This is a genomic window from Dyadobacter sp., assembly GCF_051859145.1.
Classification (GTDB): Bacteria; Bacteroidota; Bacteroidia; order Cytophagales; family Spirosomataceae; genus Dyadobacter.
Genome location: NZ_JBHYGF010000379.1, coordinates 1 through 18639 on the forward strand (window position 1 = coordinate 1; position 18639 = coordinate 18639).

At 44.1% G+C, this 18639-nt stretch carries 27 protein-coding genes; 16 read left to right on the plus strand and 11 right to left on the minus strand.

Annotated elements, in window-relative coordinates:
* Positions 1 to 689, plus strand: a 689-nt coding sequence (locus ACTIE6_RS19465) for an alpha/beta fold hydrolase (RefSeq protein ID WP_439558232.1), incomplete at its 5' end; no start/stop codon positions are given.
* A 54-nt stretch (positions 690 to 743) separates the two neighbouring features.
* Positions 744 to 953 carry a hypothetical protein gene (locus tag ACTIE6_RS19470; protein WP_439558233.1) on the plus strand — a complete coding sequence of 70 codons (210 nt, stop codon included), beginning with the start codon at positions 744 to 746 and terminating at the stop codon, positions 951 to 953.
* Here ACTIE6_RS19470 and ACTIE6_RS19475 read toward each other — a convergent pair.
* From ACTIE6_RS19475 to ACTIE6_RS19490, 4 genes are all read right to left on the minus strand, one after another.
* Complete coding sequence (locus tag ACTIE6_RS19475) at positions 947 to 1486, minus strand: VOC family protein (protein WP_439558234.1); 540 nt, start codon at positions 1484 to 1486, stop codon at positions 947 to 949. The two genes, ACTIE6_RS19470 and ACTIE6_RS19475, sit on opposite strands and share 7 nt — an antisense overlap.
* Positions 1487 to 1549: 63 nt before the next feature.
* Positions 1550 to 2254, minus strand: a complete 705-nt coding sequence (locus tag ACTIE6_RS19480; RefSeq protein WP_439558235.1) for a helix-turn-helix transcriptional regulator — start codon at positions 2252 to 2254, stop codon at positions 1550 to 1552.
* A 138-nt stretch (positions 2255 to 2392) separates the two neighbouring features.
* The gene (locus ACTIE6_RS19485; RefSeq protein ID WP_439558236.1) at positions 2393 to 3364 is read right to left on the minus strand and encodes a helix-turn-helix transcriptional regulator; all 972 of its coding nucleotides are present in this window, start codon (positions 3362 to 3364) and stop codon (positions 2393 to 2395) included.
* Positions 3365 to 3437: 73 nt separating this feature from the next.
* The gene (locus tag ACTIE6_RS19490) at positions 3438 to 3830 is read right to left on the minus strand and encodes a RidA family protein (RefSeq protein ID WP_439558237.1); all 393 of its coding nucleotides are present in this window, start codon (positions 3828 to 3830) and stop codon (positions 3438 to 3440) included.
* 205 nt (positions 3831 to 4035) lie between these two features.
* Between ACTIE6_RS19490 and ACTIE6_RS19495 the strand changes: the two genes are divergently transcribed.
* Positions 4036 to 4539 (plus strand): peptide-methionine (S)-S-oxide reductase, encoded by a 504-nt coding sequence (locus ACTIE6_RS19495; protein WP_439558238.1) that lies wholly within the window; start codon positions 4036 to 4038, stop codon positions 4537 to 4539.
* Here ACTIE6_RS19495 and ACTIE6_RS19500 read toward each other — a convergent pair.
* Positions 4517 to 5182: a flavin reductase family protein gene (locus ACTIE6_RS19500; protein ID WP_439558239.1), complete on the minus strand. Its 666-nt coding sequence runs from the start codon at positions 5180 to 5182 to the stop codon at positions 4517 to 4519. The two genes, ACTIE6_RS19495 and ACTIE6_RS19500, sit on opposite strands and share 23 nt — an antisense overlap.
* Before the next feature lie 260 nt (positions 5183 to 5442).
* On the opposite strand from ACTIE6_RS19500, the gene ACTIE6_RS19505 reads away from it, so the two are divergent.
* Positions 5443 to 5994, plus strand: a complete 552-nt coding sequence (locus tag ACTIE6_RS19505; RefSeq protein WP_439558240.1) for a GNAT family N-acetyltransferase — start codon at positions 5443 to 5445, stop codon at positions 5992 to 5994.
* Here the strand turns inward: ACTIE6_RS19505 and ACTIE6_RS19510 are convergent.
* Complete coding sequence (locus tag ACTIE6_RS19510) at positions 5985 to 6560, minus strand: hypothetical protein (protein ID WP_439558241.1); 576 nt, start codon at positions 6558 to 6560, stop codon at positions 5985 to 5987. The two genes, ACTIE6_RS19505 and ACTIE6_RS19510, sit on opposite strands and share 10 nt — an antisense overlap.
* A gap of 180 nt (positions 6561 to 6740) precedes the next feature.
* Positions 6741 to 7019, minus strand: a complete 279-nt coding sequence (locus tag ACTIE6_RS19515) for a hypothetical protein (protein WP_439558242.1) — start codon at positions 7017 to 7019, stop codon at positions 6741 to 6743.
* A 435-nt stretch (positions 7020 to 7454) separates the two neighbouring features.
* On the opposite strand from ACTIE6_RS19515, the gene ACTIE6_RS19520 reads away from it, so the two are divergent.
* Positions 7455 to 7658 (plus strand): hypothetical protein, encoded by a 204-nt coding sequence (locus ACTIE6_RS19520; protein WP_439558243.1) that lies wholly within the window; start codon positions 7455 to 7457, stop codon positions 7656 to 7658.
* Between the two features lie 20 nt (positions 7659 to 7678).
* On the plus strand, positions 7679 to 8107 hold the full coding sequence (locus ACTIE6_RS19525; RefSeq protein ID WP_439558244.1) for a hypothetical protein: 429 nt from the start codon (positions 7679 to 7681) through the stop codon (positions 8105 to 8107).
* 166 nt (positions 8108 to 8273) lie between these two features.
* Here the strand turns inward: ACTIE6_RS19525 and xth are convergent, their stop codons facing one another.
* Positions 8274 to 9059 carry an exodeoxyribonuclease III gene (gene xth, locus ACTIE6_RS19530; RefSeq protein WP_439558245.1) on the minus strand — a complete coding sequence of 262 codons (786 nt, stop codon included), beginning with the start codon at positions 9057 to 9059 and terminating at the stop codon, positions 8274 to 8276.
* Positions 9060 to 9273: 214 nt separating this feature from the next.
* Here xth and ACTIE6_RS19535 point away from each other — a divergent pair, with 214 nt between their 5' ends.
* From ACTIE6_RS19535 to ACTIE6_RS19555, 5 genes are all read left to right on the plus strand, one after another.
* Positions 9274 to 10194: a toprim domain-containing protein gene (locus tag ACTIE6_RS19535; RefSeq protein ID WP_439558246.1), complete on the plus strand. Its 921-nt coding sequence runs from the start codon at positions 9274 to 9276 to the stop codon at positions 10192 to 10194.
* 133 nt (positions 10195 to 10327) lie between these two features.
* Positions 10328 to 10717 (plus strand): plasmid mobilization protein, encoded by a 390-nt coding sequence (locus tag ACTIE6_RS19540; protein ID WP_439558247.1) that lies wholly within the window; start codon positions 10328 to 10330, stop codon positions 10715 to 10717.
* Positions 10705 to 10848 carry a hypothetical protein gene (locus ACTIE6_RS19545; RefSeq protein WP_439558248.1) on the plus strand — a complete coding sequence of 48 codons (144 nt, stop codon included), beginning with the start codon at positions 10705 to 10707 and terminating at the stop codon, positions 10846 to 10848. The genes ACTIE6_RS19540 and ACTIE6_RS19545 overlap by 13 nt, the downstream gene beginning before the upstream one ends.
* A gap of 369 nt (positions 10849 to 11217) precedes the next feature.
* The gene (locus tag ACTIE6_RS19550; protein WP_439558249.1) at positions 11218 to 12927 is read left to right on the plus strand and encodes an AAA family ATPase; all 1710 of its coding nucleotides are present in this window, start codon (positions 11218 to 11220) and stop codon (positions 12925 to 12927) included.
* Positions 12928 to 12935: 8 nt separating this feature from the next.
* Positions 12936 to 13853, plus strand: a complete 918-nt coding sequence (locus ACTIE6_RS19555; RefSeq protein WP_439558250.1) for a hypothetical protein — start codon at positions 12936 to 12938, stop codon at positions 13851 to 13853.
* Here ACTIE6_RS19555 and ACTIE6_RS19560 read toward each other — a convergent pair.
* Complete coding sequence (locus tag ACTIE6_RS19560; RefSeq protein WP_439558251.1) at positions 13850 to 14224, minus strand: XRE family transcriptional regulator; 375 nt, start codon at positions 14222 to 14224, stop codon at positions 13850 to 13852. The two genes, ACTIE6_RS19555 and ACTIE6_RS19560, sit on opposite strands and share 4 nt — an antisense overlap.
* A 191-nt stretch (positions 14225 to 14415) precedes the next feature.
* Here ACTIE6_RS19560 and ACTIE6_RS19565 point away from each other — a divergent pair, with 191 nt between their 5' ends.
* The 5 genes from ACTIE6_RS19565 to ACTIE6_RS19585 all read left to right on the plus strand — a co-directional run bounded on the left by ACTIE6_RS19565 (position 14416) and on the right by ACTIE6_RS19585 (position 16765).
* Positions 14416 to 14814 (plus strand): hypothetical protein, encoded by a 399-nt coding sequence (locus ACTIE6_RS19565; protein WP_439558252.1) that lies wholly within the window; start codon positions 14416 to 14418, stop codon positions 14812 to 14814.
* A complete protein-coding gene (locus ACTIE6_RS19570; RefSeq protein WP_439558253.1) occupies positions 14789 to 15157 on the plus strand; it encodes a response regulator transcription factor in 369 nt (122 codons plus the stop codon). Before ACTIE6_RS19565 ends, ACTIE6_RS19570 begins: the two co-directional genes overlap by 26 nt.
* 170 nt (positions 15158 to 15327) lie before the next feature.
* Positions 15328 to 15753, plus strand: a complete 426-nt coding sequence (locus tag ACTIE6_RS19575) for a hypothetical protein (protein ID WP_439558254.1) — start codon at positions 15328 to 15330, stop codon at positions 15751 to 15753.
* A 14-nt stretch (positions 15754 to 15767) separates the two neighbouring features.
* Complete coding sequence (locus ACTIE6_RS19580) at positions 15768 to 16511, plus strand: hypothetical protein (protein ID WP_439558255.1); 744 nt, start codon at positions 15768 to 15770, stop codon at positions 16509 to 16511.
* A 122-nt stretch (positions 16512 to 16633) separates the two neighbouring features.
* Positions 16634 to 16765 (plus strand): hypothetical protein, encoded by a 132-nt coding sequence (locus tag ACTIE6_RS19585; RefSeq protein WP_439558256.1) that lies wholly within the window; start codon positions 16634 to 16636, stop codon positions 16763 to 16765.
* Between the two features lie 79 nt (positions 16766 to 16844).
* On the opposite strand, the gene ACTIE6_RS19590 is transcribed toward ACTIE6_RS19585, so the two are convergent.
* The gene (locus ACTIE6_RS19590) at positions 16845 to 18107 is read right to left on the minus strand and encodes a Y-family DNA polymerase (protein ID WP_439558257.1); all 1263 of its coding nucleotides are present in this window, start codon (positions 18105 to 18107) and stop codon (positions 16845 to 16847) included.
* A gap of 1 nt (position 18108) precedes the next feature.
* Positions 18109 to 18549: a LexA family protein gene (locus ACTIE6_RS19595; RefSeq protein WP_439558258.1), complete on the minus strand. Its 441-nt coding sequence runs from the start codon at positions 18547 to 18549 to the stop codon at positions 18109 to 18111.
* Positions 18550 to 18639 lie beyond the last annotated feature (90 nt).

Below are 18639 nucleotides of genomic sequence, written 5' to 3' on the forward strand. Positions count from 1 at the left end.
AAGCTCGGATGGACTATGCAGAAGCTTTAGAAGATCTGGATAAGATATACGCGCAGTATAAGCTAACAAAGGCGTCGCTCCTTGCATTTAGCTTTGGCGGCTTGGTAGCTGCCCAATTTGCCGGGAAACATCCCGAAAAGATTACGTCCCTGATTTTGTGTAGTGCGCTGGTATCACAACAGAAATCTTACGAAACCATTGTCCGGTCTACAAGGGGCATTTACGAAAACAAGAAGGATTCCGTAAATCTGAAAGAAGTGTCGGCAATCATTTCGATGGACACGAATTCCCTTGCCTACCGCACGCTGGTTTTCAAACACGCCTCTGCGAACGGATTCTTTTCATTGCCTGCGCCAAATGATCGTGCAAAAGCGATTTATAATTCCTATTCAACAGACCCGCTCATAACTGGCTATGTAAAAAATGAACGTGCGGTTGCCACATTCTGGGAACATGAATCCAGACATAATATTGATGTTACTCCGCAGCTTAAATATTTACGGGAGCTGCAAGTTCCTGTTTATGCACTCTATGGCAAGCAGGATGGTCTTTACTCGAATGAGCAGATCGGTGAAATTGCGCGCGTAATCGGAACAGATCGCGTCAAATATTTGGATCAGTGCTCACATACTTTGTTTATTGATCAGCAGGAATTGTTTCTAGCGGCGCTAAGCGAATGGCTGAAATGATCTGTATTTTCAATGATGGATAGCTGTTATTAATTATCTCAAACAACAATAACCATGAGAAAACTAATTCTTCAAGAGTGGATCAGCCTGGATGGTTTTGCGGAGGATCGGAATGGATCTACGGACTTTTTCAGCAGTCCCAAATACGCGGAAGGCTCCGACGATGATTTACTCGCATTCATGGAAGGCATCGATACAATCCTGCTGGGCGCAAATACCTACAAATTGAAAGCAAAAGTTATCCTACGGGAATTACTTTACTGAGGTATGCACCGAAATAAGGCTTTTTGCGCTTTAAATGCTTCGTCTAGTGATCGCTGAATGTACGCGATGCCTTCTTTTGCCACCGGTGTCGCGGTACGTTCGGCAATGTCAGGATTAGTAAAATCTACTTCTTCGACGCGCTGGTTGATCCACCATAAATTACCGAATGGATCGATGATACGGCAGACTTTTTCGCCAAACCAAAGCAATGTAATGTCCGTAACTGACACAGCTCCCAATTCCACCGCGCGCCGATGCGTTTTCTCAATATCCGTGACATACAAATTGAGAAACGTTGGTGTGGCAGCCCAGCCTTCTCGCTTGTCGAAAAGCATGACATGCGCATCGCCGATTTTGAGCACCACATGGATGATCACACCGTCTTCACTGGTAATTCTGCTATTTGGAATTTCGTGAGCCCCGAATGCATCTTGTAAAAATGCGATTAACTTCTCCGAAGATGCGGAGATGATCCAGGGGGTTACCGAAGTGTAGTCTTTGGGTGTAATGTTGATTTTTCTGCTGGTTTCCATGTGTCTTGTTTTAAGTTCACACGAAATAAGCAGCGGCAGGTGACAGCCTTATGTCAGGGGTCGTCAGAATTTGCTCCTATAATTTTCAAGAAATTCTTCCAGGCTTATTTTGTGTGGTTTGAAAGTGTCGCCAGTGATTTCCAGCCTGATAACCCTGTCAAACCGGAATAGTCTGAAATCCTGACGCGTGCGGCACCAGGCGATCAGATACCAGTTTTCTCCAAGTCGGTTAATCACAGCGAATGGTTCGACGAGGCGCGTCGTCATTTCATCTTTTGCGGATGATTGATAGGTGAGTTGGATGACATTGAAATGCGTAAGCGCTATTTGTACAGACGATAGAAAATTGCTGCTGGATTTTAGTGAGGAGGTTTCTTCAAAAGCCACACGCCGGGAAAGCAAGTCCGTTTGGTCTTTCAAATTGCCGCGCAAAACTGCTTTAATCTTGGTAACGGCGCCCGCGTAATTTTGCAATAAAGAATCCTTATTCAGCAGTACAAGCTTTTCGGCAGTAATCAAGGCATTGGCCTCTTCTTCCGAAAACATCACGGGAGGAAGCCGGTAACCGTCCACTAGCGAATATCCCTTTCCTTCTTCGGTCACAATAGGAACGCCCGCGCTTTCCAATGTTCGGATATCGCGGTATATCGTCCGCACGCTGACATTAAACCTGCCGGCAAGCTCCGTCGAAGTGACCATCCGCCTTGATTGTAATTGCGTCAGAATGGCCACAAGCCGCGAAAGTCTTGAAGTATCGTTATCTAACAAGATTTGTTTTTCAATTAGTTAAACAAAAAAATATACATACTGCAGTCGACACGCGGTCAGGCCACTTTCGCAGCCGATTGGTGCTAGATGAATGATAAAAACCTTGAATCATTATGTCATATGCACCGAAACCTACCACTAACTATTAAATGCATCATAAGCCTTTTTGGCGAGCCTGGATAGATGTCCGACTAACGACTCAGGCTCTATGATCTTGACGGCCCCCGCAAACGGGAGCAGCCACGTTGCCAAATAAGTAAGCGAGCCCACCAATAGTAAGACTTCCAGATTTCCATCAGCCAGCGTTTGCTCGTGCGCCCAGCCATATCTGTGCTTAGTATCGTGAAAATGCTGCACTTGGGCAGGCAATATTTTGGACGGATCGAAATGGATCACCACTTTTTCCTGATCCGTTCTCTTCGCTTCTTGCGCCCAGTATTGCTGCAATGTTTCAGGTCGTGCGGGAAATAACTCGTCGGATATTGCCAGACTGCTTATCCGGTCTAGCCGGAAATTCCGGAATGCCTGCCGCAGTCGACAATACGCCACCACATGCCAATGGTCGCTGAGATACAGGCCGATAGGCTCGATCTCCCGCATCGTAGCCTCACCCGTTTCCGCAGCCAGATAGCCCATTCGCACAACCCGGTGAGAAGTAACGGCGGCAACCAGTTGCTGATAAGTATTCGGCTGCTCCGATGCGCTGGCTGGTTCCATTACCTCGATATAGGGCGCTATCGTTTCCAAATGATCACGGTCAGCATGCCGGAGCGCCGCCCGGAGCTTGTCCATCGCCGTGCCGGTAAGGCGTGCGGTGGCCGTATCGGTGAGCCTGGAAGCGAGCTTTTCAGCCGTCAGCAGCGCGATGGCTTCCTCGCGCGTGAACATGACGGGCGGAAGGCGATAACCGTCGAGCATTGCATATCCTTTCCCTTCCTGCGTCACAACCGGAATCCCCGCGCTTTCGAGCGTCCTGATGTCCCGGTAAATGGTACGGGTGCTTACCGAAAAACGTTCTGCCAGCTCGGCAGCTGTCACCGTCCGCTTGGTTTGAAGCAGTGTAAGCAGAGCGACAAGGCGGGAAAGGCGGGTTGCTTCTGAGTCGATCATGAGCTAATTTTGATTAAACAAATAAGCAAAAAAGCCCGAAACCGGGCTCTTTCAATCTGGCGAAATTATTCACTTACTTGACCACGGTGGCTTCCAGTTCAATAGTCAGCCCGGCGTACAATCCTTTCACTTCAAGCAAGGTAGTCGCCTGCTTGATACCATGTTTTGCAATCCAGCTTTGATAAGTTTGCACGCAGCTCGTGAAAAACTCCTGCGTGGAAGTTGTGAAGATGTTCAACCTGACAATGCCGCTGGGCTCATATCCTGCTTCGCTGATGAGCTGTTCGAGATTTTTGATGGTCAGCTCAAATTGCGTGTTCATATCAGCGACTACTGGTTGTCCATTGGCGTCGATCGCTACCTGTCCGGAGCAATAGAGTGTCCCGGCTGGCTGTTTGATTTCGACTGCCTGCACTGAATTCGAGTACTTGCCCCATTCCCAGGGATCGGTTGTGTTCTTTTCCATTTTGGTTTGTGGTAACGTTTTTTGTTTTTGTCTCCACAAAGCTCGTTGGGTGCAGTGACAGCCTTATGTCATACCTTTTTTAAGTGGATGATATTTTTTGTTGATAAAAGAATGGTCGTACACCCAGGTTTAAAATGGGGACTGACTGTCTGCATACATTTATGGCCTGAATTTTTATAAATTCTATTCGCTAGACTAACAAGGCATGATCACTACTGATAAAATCGGGTTTGGAGGGAGTTGCCACTGGTGCACCGAAGCTATTTTCAAATCATTGAAGGGGATAATTCATGTAGCCCAGGGTTGGATCAGGTCTGTTGACGATTCTACGGATTTCTCAGAAGCGGTAATAGTTGAATTTGATCCTTCGCTCGTCTCCCTGGAAAATGTGATCGGAATCCACTTACATACACATAGTTGCACTTCTCAGCATTCCATGCGATCCAAGTACCGATCGGCTGTTTACATATTTCGAAGTGAGCAGGAAGAATTAAGCCGATCGACAATCAGCCAGGTGCAGGCCGATTTTGACCAACCCATCATCACAGAAGTGATCCCTTTTGGAAGCTTCAAATTGAACAAAGACGAATATCTGGACTATTATTACAAAGATCCCGAAAAGCCGTTTTGCAAAACTTTCATTGACCCGAAATTAAAACTTCTGCTTGATCAATTCGCTGATCACGTTAACGAGCAGAGACTGCATTAGTGTCTTGCGTCCTGTAAAGTTCCTCAGGTACCGACGCGAGTTTTGAAGAATGTACCCTAGAACCCAGACCATAAAAATGTTGAAAGCTCATAATAAGGGGTTTCCACTTTTCAGGATCTACGTGGTTCGGCTTTTGATCAGAAAGGATAGATTCATCCAAATGTACCCGAACGATTTTTAATTCCATGGTGACGCTTCTGATGTTCTCAATGCCGGTTTCCGCAGCAAACGGATGGATAGCAACGAATTTAGCTTCGAGATGGACAGGGCACTCTAAAACACGCGGAGCCTTTACAATTTCTGATGGCAGCGGTGTCAGTCCGGCTTTCTTGAACTTGTCAGCTTCAAATTGGTAACCCTTCGCTACTTTCCCCGCAGGTACGGGATTCGATCCTGTTAAAAGCGCAAGCCTGTCAACAGCATCGACCTGATCTACAGAAGGAAGATTCAGCACACACTCGCCGGTCCTCAGAATATTTTCGGTCGTTTTGGAATGCGCTGCTATGCCGATCATACAGCGATAGCCCAACCAGAAGGCGGACGAAATGGGGGCTAGATTAAATGTGTCATCACTATTAGTAGTTCCTATCAATACTACGGGAGTTCCGAAATACAAAATAGACGGGTTGCTTAGCTGGTGCATGCTTATGGTTTTTTTTTAACAAAACACGGTAAAGTTTGGCGCGGCGAAAACCCGATTCTTGCGAAGAGTCAGCCAGTCCTAATCTTCCGATCCTTCTTCATTTGAGCATTGTTCTCAGCTTGCTTCCACTTCGCGTAAAAATATTACTAGGGAATTTCTTTCGTGGTGTGCTTGTCTCTACTCATGCTTTTTGCTTTGACTGTGTTTGATTTCGTTTTTCGCATTGGCATCGCAAAAGAGTGTAATTTAGTGGATGCATTATGATTAAGAGCAATTCAAGTATGTCCACCATCGCATTCAGAGCAGCAACTATTGAAGATTTGCCACTCTTACGGCATTGGGACGAACAGCCGCACACGGTTGCTTCCGATCCTAATGATGACTGGGGATGGGAAACCGAATTAGTGCGGTCACCGGAATGGCGCGAGCAGCTGATAGCAGAACTCGACGGCCGCCCGATCGGGTTTGTGCAGATCATAGACCCGTTGCTGGAAGACAGCCACTACTGGGGTGACGTGCCGGCCAACCTACGTGCAATCGACATTTGGATCGGCGAAGCCGATGATCTGGGAAAAGGTTATGGAACCGAGATGATGCGCCAGGCGATTGCACGCTGTTTTGCAGCACCCGAAGTTTCCGCAATCATTATTGATCCCCTCGCTTCCAATATGAGAGCAAGGAAGTTTTATGAAAGGCTTGGCTTTACGTTCGTTGAAAACCGCACATTTGACGAAGATTTCTGTGCGGTTTATTCGCTCGACCGTAATGCCTGGGAGAGAACGGACTCTACTTCCTGCCCAAATCATGAGTGAGCAGCAAAAAGCAGCTTTCTTTCAAGCAACCCCGGTGTTCTGTTTTGCAACTCTGAGACCATGGATGCGAACGTCCTAGCCTTACTTATTGCCAATCGTCTACTTGAAGCCCAGAACGTGCCCATTAATTCAAATTCCCAGCCGACATTCTTTCTAAACTGCACGTTGGAAACAAATCCAGAAATATTGTTTTCAAGGCTAATTTCATCCAGATTGCTGGCCACACCGTCGATGACTTCCACCATATTTCCATGACTTTTTAGGCGGATGAGGAACGGCGTCATGCCTACCTCAGTTAGTTGACGATATCTGTCAACCTTAATGTTTGTCACAGTGCCGGGTACCGGCTGAATGCCGATGCCATTTTCGACAAAAGCGTTCAGCCTGCTTGCAAGGTCAAATGCGTGCATAAATCCTGTGAATGCAGCAATCGGTCTTTCTGTCCCTTGTTCAAACGCATATACGATCCATACAGACTCGGGGTCGTCAACCTTTAAAAGATCTGACTCGGACAGGCCTATGATTCGAAATATTTCCCGTTCGGTGATTGGTGATGTAGAGTTCATAGCAATTGAGGTTTGTTGATGAAGTGCATAAAAGATACTTTTGGTATCAATGTTGTGATTTCAAAAGTATCTTTTTCTCTTCGTAGACTCAAGCCTATGTCTTATTAAATTTTTGGCTCACCAGTAGTAAGTAAATAAGACAACCAGGCGTGTGAACAAATATCATTGCAGATCAAGTCGTTAAAGTTTCCCTAGCCGATCATTGAGCTCGTTCAGTCCTGACTTATGCAAACACTCAGTTGAAAAAGCTGTAAGCTCTTCCTTAGATTCGGGAGAACAAATATCAATTAAATTGACCGAGTCAACGGACGCCCCTGTCGATAGCGCCTTGTTGATCGCCTGACTCAACAGCAGAACATTCCGTCTACTGATTTTCAGATCGATTTTGATCGGATCATTCATCCCAGGGATACTCATGATGGTATCATACACACTTGCCAGTTCCTTCGCGTTCATCATGTCGTAGATTAAATTATTGATGATCCAAACTTACAAAACGCCTCTGAAACGATCCTAAGGAGAATTTTCCTAGGATGTACAGTTCATCCATCGCAGAATACACTCGTCGTGCTGAAACCGAATGCAGAACTTCGCTCTCAGCCAGCAAGCCCAGCGAAACCCGAACATTTTTTTTAGTTATAGCAGTATTGCCTCCTGCGTAGGCATTCTAAAATATGCAAAACACTATAACCGACGATACCAATTTTATCAAATGACATCCGTCCGCTTCCTGGGATATTTCAGCATACACCTATGATCGGTTATACAAAAAGATTATTCAGATATTTAATCTTTATCTCACTGGTTTCAGACAAGCAGGTAATAAAGAATAGCAAATTATATAGTAAAATACTGTGGAAATCAGCTTGTTACCACATAACTAAATTGAGCATTATGGGATTTATTAAGGTTACCGCAATTGAAATCAACGGCCCACGAACGGGAAAAGCGCCAGAGAGAATAGAAATTCTTATTAATACGGTCTACATCAAGGCGATTATCGGAAGAACAGTGCAGACTACGGAAGACGAACCGCTACAAATAACCATTGGCAAAAAGACTTATAGCGGATTTGAGTTTGTCGAGTTCGTAAACTAAAAATACTTAGAGTCAGCGAAATGAAATTAATTTTTAAAGAAGCTACGACAGTATCCATGTACCACGGCTTTTGTGTACGATTCAGTTTCTTAGAGCAATCGGATGAGACAATTATTGGAAATTCCTACTATCGAGTTGCTTTACATGCAGATAAGTACATGGGTTCTAGTTGGGAAGCAGGCGGAACAAACGATCTTGACCTAAAATGGGCACGAAGCCTATTTTATTCCCTGGATATGTTTTTGAGAGAGCATTACAATTTTCATAAAGTATTGCCAACATCAGGCGAAAATCAAGGAACAGAGTTTGTCGACGGTGTCGGATACGGTTTAAGGGGCAAAATGCACCTACCGCTCATATACTTCCGTGTAACGCCTGGCAACGAATTGGATTGGAAAAACGCGGAAATGATCTTTGAAGACCTCTCAACTACAACTTCGACAAATTAGGAAAGTGGCGTTTTGGGAGTTATGGGAACGTGGATCACTGGAGAGTTACTTATCAATACCGTCCTAAGTTTTGACCGAATCTCGTCAGAACAGTGAAGGATTGACGCCGTTCTATGGCCTCGCAGTAAGGTAATCAATCAAATGGTAAATTTTTTAATACAAAACGCTACCGTTCTTCTTCATCAGCTAAAATAATCCATGTGGGTGCATGGTCGCTAGATTTCTCCCACTCACAGACGTACTTATCTACGCCTGCCGCGATCAGTCGCGGAGCAATCTGCGGGCTCAAAAGCAAATGATCCAACCGCAACCCGGCATTTCGGCCATACGCATTTCGAAGATAGTCCCAGAAAGTGTAAATCGTTTCGTCGGGATGAAGATGCCTGATCGAATCAATCCAGCCTTGACGCACCAATTCCTTATAAGCTTTGCGAGGCTCCGGGAAAAACAATGCATTATCTACCCATCGCTCAGGTTTGTAAGCGTCCTTCTCTGTTGGGATGACATTATAATCACCTGCTAATACAACCGGCACTTCTTCCGACAACAGATAGTTCGCGTGCTTCTTCAACCGCTTAAACCACGCCATTTTATAATCGAACTTTGGTCCTGGCGCAGGATTTCCATTTGGCAAATAAAGGCAACATACAAGCACCCTACCGACGATCGCTTCGATATACCGACTATGCAAATCGCTGTCATCGCCAGGAAGTGAGTTTCGAACTTCTTGTAGTGTCAGATCCTTTGAAAGTATTGCGACGCCGTTCCACATTTTTTGTCCATGCCAAATGGAATTGTATCCTGCATCCAACAATGCCCGCTCCGGAAATTTGTCTTGCGGTGCTTTCAATTCCTGCAAACACACAATGTCGGGCTTAGCTTCTTCTAGCCATTTCAACAGCACTGGGAGGCGGCCATTAACGCCGTTGATATTGTAGGTCGCGATCTTCATTTCGAATTGGATTAGCTGTGCGTTTGGACCAGAAAAATCAGACCAGACTGATTTGACAATTAGGGCGGATAACGAGCATTTCAAGCCTAATTGCTCCTATGGAGAATTTACCTAGGATAGGTGTCTGAAATTCAGCCTCTTTATTTTCGCCAATACAAACTAAATAAAGACTGGAATGTGGGAAAGGGCGAGGGAGAGATGTCAACTTTTAACGTTGGCTAAAATCAAAGAATTTGATATGGTTGACTACCTGTTTGAGCTCGGGATCAAACCAGTTAACATTAGGAATGTCGATCATTGGTATTTATCGCCATTCAGAAATGAAAGAACGGCGTCGTTCAAAATTAACAGGCAGCTTAACCGTTGGTACGACCATGGTATCGGAATGGGCGGCAATTTGGTCGATTTCGCCATTATGTTTTATCAGTGCTCGATCCGCGAGGTGGTCAGGATTTTCTCAGACTATTTATCATTTCACCAACCGACAACACACGCTTACCCGAAAGCTTCGAGTGCACGCCCACGAGTTATAGAGATTCTCTCCACAGCTGCATTGACGAGCCCTTCATTAACGCGTTACATTGCATCGCGATGCATCCCACAGGTTATTGCGGCCAATTACTGTCAGCAGGTTCACTACAAAGTACGAGAGCGACAGTATTTCGCACTTGGTTTGAAAAATGATTCAGGCGGCTATGAGTTGCGTAATTCCTTTGCAAAAGTCGCCAGCAGCCCCAAGGATATAACGACGATTCAGAACGGAGCGCAGGTCGTTTGCGTGTTCGAGGGATTCTTTGACTTTTTATCCTACAAAACTATCACGGCAAAAGCTGGCGAGGTGGATGAAGACTACGTCATACTGAATTCGATTTCCTTCTTTACTCGGACCACAAATCTCCTTGACCAATACGAGCAAATCAACCTTTACCTCGATAACGACCAAGCGGGATTCGAGTGCTGCTCCTCAGCTAGGGGGATCAGCGAAAAGTACAAGGATGGAAGTTCGCTCTACGAGGGATTTAAAGACCTTAACGAATGGCTCATTAGTAAGACTCCGAAAATGATTTCTGATCTCAGCTATAATCAGATCCTTCAAAAAGCGAGCCTATCAAAAATCCGGAGGATTGCCTCTTAACCGCAATCGGCCAGATGTCAGGTTGTATCACAACCTCAGGATCTGGCCGCGCCGCGGAGGCCGCCCAAACGCTCCGAAGTCGCTGGCGGGGGATATCGTGAAATATGACATTAAAACATCAATCAAATAGGGTATGGAAAAGACAGAGGAGAGCCGAAATAAGTGGCTTCATATCCGGTTGACGGCCAAGGAGAGTGAGATAATTCGAAGAAAAGTACAACGGACAACCTGCCGTAAGATCAGTGACTACGCAAGGAAAATAATACTGTCCGAGCCCATTACTATCAACTATCGCAACGAGTCGCTGGACTCGCTTATGAATACGTTAATAGAGCTTCGCCGAGAACTCTCGGCTATCGGTAACAACTTCAACCAGGTCGTCAAAAGACTTCAAACGCTCTCGCAAATCAGTGAATACCGCTCCTGGTTGGACGAGTACGAGCAGGATAAAAATACAGTCTTAAAGATGATCGAAACGATTCAATCGGAAATCAGTAAGGCAGCGAAAACATGGTTGCAATAATCAAGACAGGCAATTCGATCAGGCAGACGTTTCATGATAATGAGAACAAGCTGAAAGAGGGCTTTGCGGAGTGCATTATGGTTGCGAATTACCCTGATGATGCGGCCAATTTGTCGGAAGTCAGCGGCTAAATATGCTGCTAAAGCTTGCTGCCTTGAAGGAGAGCAATGCATATCTTTCTGATTTCGACCATCAGCAAGGCTATCCCAGTTTAATCTGCAACAGATTTCCCGATTCAAAATAAAGAACATAGGCTTTGTTGAGCAACCGTTTTAGGTCTCAAAAGTTACCAGAAGGCTAGTTAATAGGGTATTGATGGCGTTCAAACTATTCCAGCGGGGAAGGGTTGCCAAAACAATAGATTAGTGTAAAAATGCTGTCAAATTCCTCTCCCCGGGAATGGTACGTGAAGCAAAAATCGCCTTTTTTTGATAAATTTAGGCTCAAAGTGCCTTAACCGTGTCGATACACGAGAGTTGAGGTGAAGCATCAGAGATAATATGGAAAATTTAGACAGAATTAGGGGCCTGGTTTTTAATTATTTACGGGAAAAATATGCGTTTGACTTGGATCACGGGAATAAATATTTCTCGATAGAACAAAGCTGGTCTTATCAAGATAATTCTGAACTGGACTTTATTAACAAATTAGGACTTCGCGTATCGTTTTATGGGAAATCTAAACAATCACCTATAGCGTACCTATTTATTACTGCAAGTGAAGATGTATTTCTTATTATACAATTTAGCGCTAGAAGTGACTACGATTCTCGCGTTCGAGATTTGTTGGCAGGGCTAAAAGGCTTTGCCGACAGAGAATATACTTTCCGAAATAAGTTGATTACTCGGTCGGGAATGTCTACCCCGGATTCAATCAATAATGTATACGAAATTTTACCGGGGCACCAGATTGAATCGAAACTTGATTATTTTCTGATTGAAATTAAGGAAAGCATTGATAAAATTATTAGTACAATAATTAATGAATCTCAGTATAGCTACTTATTTTTCAATCGCGTGCAATTCGAGGACTATCTTGAAAAAGAGCCTAATTATAGAGCAGCGTCAAAGCCTGAAAAGAAGAACATTCGTTTAAAGAGCTTACGTGTGCTAGATTTTCGCGGCATAAATGACACCAGTATTCTTGATTTACCAAGCTCAGCTCGTTGGATCATTCTTACCGGAGAAAATGGTTTCGGTAAAACTTCAATATTACAGTCTATTGCGGCAGGATTATCTGGCTATTATGATGAAAACAATTTGCAATTAATTCCCGCTGCTGCATATGTAGGAATCGAATATTACTCCAACGGTGAGATAATAGAACTGAACTCTAATAATTCGTCCCGGCGTGAACTAGCTGAGAAAAAGCTGCTGAATGAGTTAGCAACATACGGATCGTCTCGATTGGAAGTAAGTTCGATTGTAACCAAAGACGCCGTGGAAAGCCAGTATCCAGCTACTTATCACTTATTTAATACAAATGGTGTTCTGCTGAATGTTGAACAATTGATGAAGGATGCAAAAAATAGCGATAAGGCATTTTTCGACCAACTTGAAGCGTTGTTCAAAAGCCTAATCCCTCAATTGAATAGAATTGAGATTAGTTACTCTATTCAATCCGATGTTTTATACGTCGAACAGGATCTCGACGGTATCCCACTAAATAACGGTATTTCATTCAGTCAATTGGCAGCTGGCTTTCGCAGCATAATTGCAATGGTAGGCGATTTGATATACAGGTTAACCACTAGGCAAAAAATCAGTAACTTCTCAGAGCTGCAAGGAATTGTTATCATTGATGAGTTAGAATTGCACTTACATCCTTCTTATCAAAAATTGTTGCCTGAGATATTAACAAAGAAATTCCCTAATATACAATTCATTGTCTCGACTCACAGTCCGATTCCTTTGTTAGGTATCCCAAAGGAGGCCGGTGTTATCTTACTCAATGTCAATAGATCGCAATCTTCCGGCGTTGTAATTGAAAAGCTCGATATAGACTTTTCCACTTTAACGCCAAATGCCATTCTAACTTCTCCCATTTTTGGGTTTCAGGATTTAATTCCAGAAAGCAAATCAGATGCGGACATTATTCAATCAGATGATAATTATCAGGATATAGAGTCTGATCAAAAACTAAGAAAGGAAATAAATTCCTTTCTTAGTGACGAAAGACAAAAGGAACTATTGGCACTATTAGGTAAATAAGTATGAGATTGGTAAATAAACCGCTGGCCGATTATCCAGCTATTTTGAAGCGGCAAACAACACTAAGTTCACTTCTCAATATTATTAGACTGTCCGACCCAGGAAGAATTACAACAAACTATTATCAAGATTCTTATCGAGATCAAGATGATAAGAACCAGATGCGGGTTAGAGATAAGTTGAATTCGTTTTACCATCATAAGTGTGCTTACTGCGAATCTTTATGTAAAGCAGAAATAGAACATTATCGTCCTAAGGCAGCAATTACTGGACCCGGAGCCGGAGTTGGATATTATTGGCTTTGTTATGAATGGTCTAACTTAATCCCATCCTGTCATGAATGTAACGCGTCCGGGGGGAAAGCCAATCAGTTTCCAATCAAAGGAATCAAAGCCATAGCTCCTCAGCTTGATGTAAATGGGGCACTTCCAAGTCATGATTTTCGGGCAGCGGAACATCCGTTAATCGACGAAGAACCTTACTTGCTGCACCCTGAGATTGATAATCCCGAGCTTTTTTTAGGAGTGCATATTGACTCTGCGAGAGAAGGATTGAAATTGTTTGGGCTTGACGGAACAGATGAACGTGGAGATGAAACAATTCGAATATGTAATCTTAATAGAACTGATTTAAACCTTCGAAGATTGAAAACACTCAACTTTTTCATAAAGGGTGTTAATGCAGTATTTGCCTATGCTATTGCCAATCGTCTTGATGACAAGGCTCTATTAGAAGCTATTGATTTGCAATTTAAACAGATGGATGACGATAAGGTTGACGAAAAATCAGAGCATACATTGGTTTCGCGTTACGCAATGCGTAATGGAAGGAACTTTGCTGACCTGGTGTTGCCACTTTTTGAAACAAGTCAGCGGCAAATTATTCTTGCCGCTTTTGAAAAATATCTGTTGCAGAGAGGAAATTAGTGGGGAATTAATTTTTCTAAAACCCTAATCGTCTCGTCTTTTGCTTTCAGAAGTTCTGCATTCAAACGTCTGTTTTCCTCCAATGCTTCAATCCATTTTTCTACTGGATTTATATTAAAAGTCGGGAGATTACTCATGACACTTGATTGGTCATGGAAGTCATGAAAATCTTGGAATGTATTTGCGATAATATTTACAGCCTTTTCTTCGTCAAAATTCCGAATCGCGTCAGCCGGAATTTTCAGAACTGCTGAAACCTGCTCCAAAATGTGGGAATCAATCTTTTCTTTCTGTTCGAGCAATGAGATTTTCTGCTGGTTCCATTCTTCGCCGAGCTCGAAGGCAAGGAAATCTTGTTTTATCCCGAGCATTTCTCGAAATCTTTTAAGGTTACGGCCTTCGTGGATCTTCGGATTGGAGGTAGTATGTGTCATACAGAGACAGTTTTTGTTAAAAAAGCAATTTATATAAATCCGTCGGGAAGTTCAGGGATATTTTACAGGGCAGGCAATGTAAGTTACCGGTTGCGGATTGTTGGGTATGTTTTTCTGGAATAAGTGCTTTGCAGAAAATACAAATGCAAGGTTTTCTCAATCAGTTTATTAACCTAAAAACGAATATGATGCACACTAGGCAAGACAGCAGAAATGCGGACAATCAGTCAGCGTGTCCACAATCAGATGATATCGAGGTAAAGAACGCGCTTTATCATGCTTATGGATTAAAGGTCAAAGAGTTGCTTTCTCAAAGTGACGCCGAAGACTGGATTGAAGATCTTTGGGACATGTACACTGGATTTACTCTTTTCAGTCAGGAAGCTGGCTATGATCCGCGTGGACATAATCGGTTCGTGAGCTTTAAGGAACTGGTTTTCTTCTTCCGTGATGTAGGAAAATGTCTAAGTGATCAACCCTGGCTTTATTGTAATAACCGTCTTGTTCATCAGGCGATCAATCCGTGAAAGCCGTGAAGAATACGAACAGCTGTTGAAACTCGCCAGCGCCGATGGAAACGACTCCTTGTCGAAGCTTGATTTAATAGAGCAAATGATCCAGCAGTTGGAAGCAAACGGTATCTCACCGGCTCAGCGATTCGAAATAAATCTCAGCACGGTTGGACTAACATCTCGTGAAAAAGAGATAGTCCGCCTGGTGCGGTTTGGCAAGGCGTATAGGGACATTACCAACGAGCTTTACATTTCCGAACGCACCGTCAGCAAACATATTCAAAATGTTTATGAGAAGCTCGGCGTCTCCAACAGAGTCGAGCTTCTCAACAGACTGCAAATCTGGGAAAATGGCTAATTTCGATCGTCAAGGCCGAAATACGTGTTTTTGCGTATGCCATTTGCGCCTTTTTGCGTACGCTAAGAACACACAAATAGTAGTTTTCCCGTATTTACTCAGCGTTCTAAATCACCGAGTTTTGTCCCACACCTTTGGTGATAATCTGACGTCAACGAAACCTACGAAGTATGGGACAGGAATATGCCTTGGACTGGATCGACCAGATGGTCAATGAGCTAGATCCACAAACAACAGAGCCGGAAAGTTTTGACAATAATCAATCTCTAGCAATTCGGGACAAGGCGGCCGAGGAAAAGAAGCGTCTTATCACTTTATTTAAGCAATTCGTTTTTCAAAAAAAGAAAGCGAGGCAAATCAAGAATACGGTCAATAATTATCTGTCCGTCGCCGCCAGTCTAATTACGATCGCCAGCAACAACTTGAATCGGCTTCCTACCAAAGCCGACAATTTTCGGCACGCACTTGAAAGTGTCGTTTCTTGTCTGAACGAAGCGTCTGCGTTTATAGTGAAGCGTTACAGTAATCTCGTCGATCGGGATATTTCTTTAAGCATGGTAGCATCGATCCTAGTTCTCACGATCTTCGCAAGCTAATTACTCGGGACATCATGCTGAGCAACCCAGCCTTGTCTGAACTTGTCATTCGAGCATTCAATGATATTTTCGTGGATTGTCGGGACGGCGAAATTACTATGCGTAAGTTAGACTTCTGGGCCAATGTATGTAACGCAATCAATTACTCGGATCTTTCACCGGCGAAGACTGAGGCATTTGACAGCCTTGAAGTGATAATGATCGAGCGCAATTTCAATTCTCCATTATTTGTAAAGTACCTGACAACAAAGTTATCCGAGGCACTTGACATTGCAGATAATCCACCCCGGCTAGCTCAAAACCTTGCATGCTTACAAAAGACCTTCAATCAAATTCCTGTAATGAGAGACGTGATTTTTAACAATCACTTCGATGATCTAAGCCTGACTATCAATGCCTGGTTCATCCAGGAGATTAATTTTCAGTCAAAAAAAATCAGTGCCATTGCGGTTGAGCTTGGTGAGCGATCACCTAACGCAACCAAAAAATATGAGAGAAAGACATCTGACAAGATTCAATGCAATCTCACCGTCGATCAACTATCACTCTTTTTCAAAGCTGCGGATCTTTCCAATATTATATCAGCGCGCTCACTATCCGCAATTTTCCAATCAGTGGCTCCTCATCTTTCCACGCCACATCGCCCTGAAATTTCCCATGGCAGCTTGAGGGCGAAAAGCTATTCGGTCGAGGAGCGAGATAAATCTATGTTGCTTGATATGATGACTAGATTGACCGAACAGATCAAGAATTTATGATACGAGGGGATGGTTTTTATGGGTTATTGCGCTCTAAAGGTAATCCTGCTAAATACCTCCAAACTAGTGGCATACCTTTTTTGCATATAGCGGTCTACTAACAACATAGCACTATCATCAAAATGGGAATCAAGACAGGACCTAAAAAAGAAGCCAAGTCGACGGGAGAGCCGGACAAGAGGCAACGGGACAATAAAGAAATCCCAGGCAACACGCCTTCTTTGAAACCACATAAGCATAAAAAAGGCGACTGATTCTCGCAGCTTGTGCGGAAATAAGCATTCACAAGGCTAGGGTAATTCCTAGCCTTTTTGTTTGCGCATGCACCACCGTTTATTTAGCGTAAACCGTGATAATCTCCTTCATGCGAGTGCTGTATCGCGGAGAAAGTTTATCCTGCTTCATCTTCCAGCGAGTATTCAAATCCTGACTTGCCAGCAGCACCTTATTTTGACCCATGGATTTATTAAGCTTGTCCATGACCGCCATAAGATGGCCGTGGCGGGGATCAGAATTTTCAAACAGCTGCTGCTGCTTTGCATTCGCAGGGGTCAGCTCCATCACGATTAGACCAGCCTTTTTGTAGCCGTATCCTTCCTTAAAAATTCTATTCAGCGCATCCACTGCAAAGTGGGCAAGTTCAATAGCTGAGTTGGTGGGAAAGGGCAAGTCAATGGTAATGGACTTGTTATACTGCGGCAGATCAGGCCGAAAGGTGTTGGTGTGGACAAACAGTTGCAAAACGTTGCAACAACTGTCTTGCTCGCGAAGCCGCTCGCTGCAAACTGAGGCAAAAGTGATTACCCGCTCTTTTACATCTTCGAACGCCGTAAAGTTCTGATTGAATGACCGAGTCACAGCAATGTTCTTTTTCAATTGCGGTGGTTCAAGATCCAAAGTTTTTTGGCCAGCCAGTTCTTGTTGAAGCCTCAGGCCGACAATGCTCATATTTTTCCTTACCCAATCCTCGGGTAGCAAAGTAAAATCCAGCACCGTCTCGATTCCGAGCGCTTTTAGGCGTTTCTCGTGCTGCCTACCAATTCCCCAGACGTCGCCGATCCGAAAAAATGCAATGGCTTTGAGCAGCTTTTCCTGTGTATCAATGACGTGGATACCACCGGTTTTATCAGCAAACTTCTTGGCAATCTTGTTGGCCAACTTTGCCAGCGCTTTTGTCGGTGCCATGCCAACGCTGATCGGTATTCCAGTGCTTTGCGTCACCGTCTTTCGCATATCTTCCCCGAGCGTCCGAAGATCCACGTGCTTGTTCCCGTCGAAGCGAAGAAATGCTTCATCAATGCTGTATACTTCCATTGCGGGCGTGTATTGGCCAAGAAGCGTCATCACGCGATTGCTCATATCACCATACAGCGCGTAATTACTACTGAAAACATGTATCTCTTGTTCCTTAAACTTCTTTTCGAAGAGAAATGCGGGAGCCCCCATTGTAATGCCCAGGGCTTTCGCCTCATTCGATCTGGCGATTACGCATCCATCATTGTTACTAAGTACAACCACTGGCTTGCCATTCAGTTCGGGCCGGAACATCCGTTCGCAGCTTGCGTAAAAGTTGTTGCAATCGACAAGAGCGAACATATTAGAAGAATTTAATAACGTTTGTGACAATCCCCCAAACCAAAAACTCAGTTTCCTGGCCGACCCAAATTGGCGGATACTGCTCATTTTCGGCCACCAGCCAGCATCCGCCCTCATCGTAACGTACCCGCTTCACCAGAAAGTCGCCATTTAAGAAACAGACAGCAATGCAATTTTCTCTACAAGGAAGGCTTTTGTCAATAACGATAATGTCGCCATCGTCAATATGCACATCGCACATACTGGTCCCCTTAACCTTTCCGTAAAACGTGCTTGCTGGATTCTTCACAATCTCCTTCTGCAAATCGATCTCCAGATCGATAAAGTCTGCCGCAGGGGATGGAAAGCCGGCGCTAATCGCCGGAATTATTGCAGTAAGCCAGCTTTTGCTCGCAGCCTGCCGGTAAATGCGTAATGATTGACTCCCGTAAATCTCCTCCATCGCTTATCACTTTTTACAAAGGTGGCGCAGGGAAAGCAACAAGTCAAGATATTATGTGGAAATATTCCATCATTGTGGATTTAATCCCTT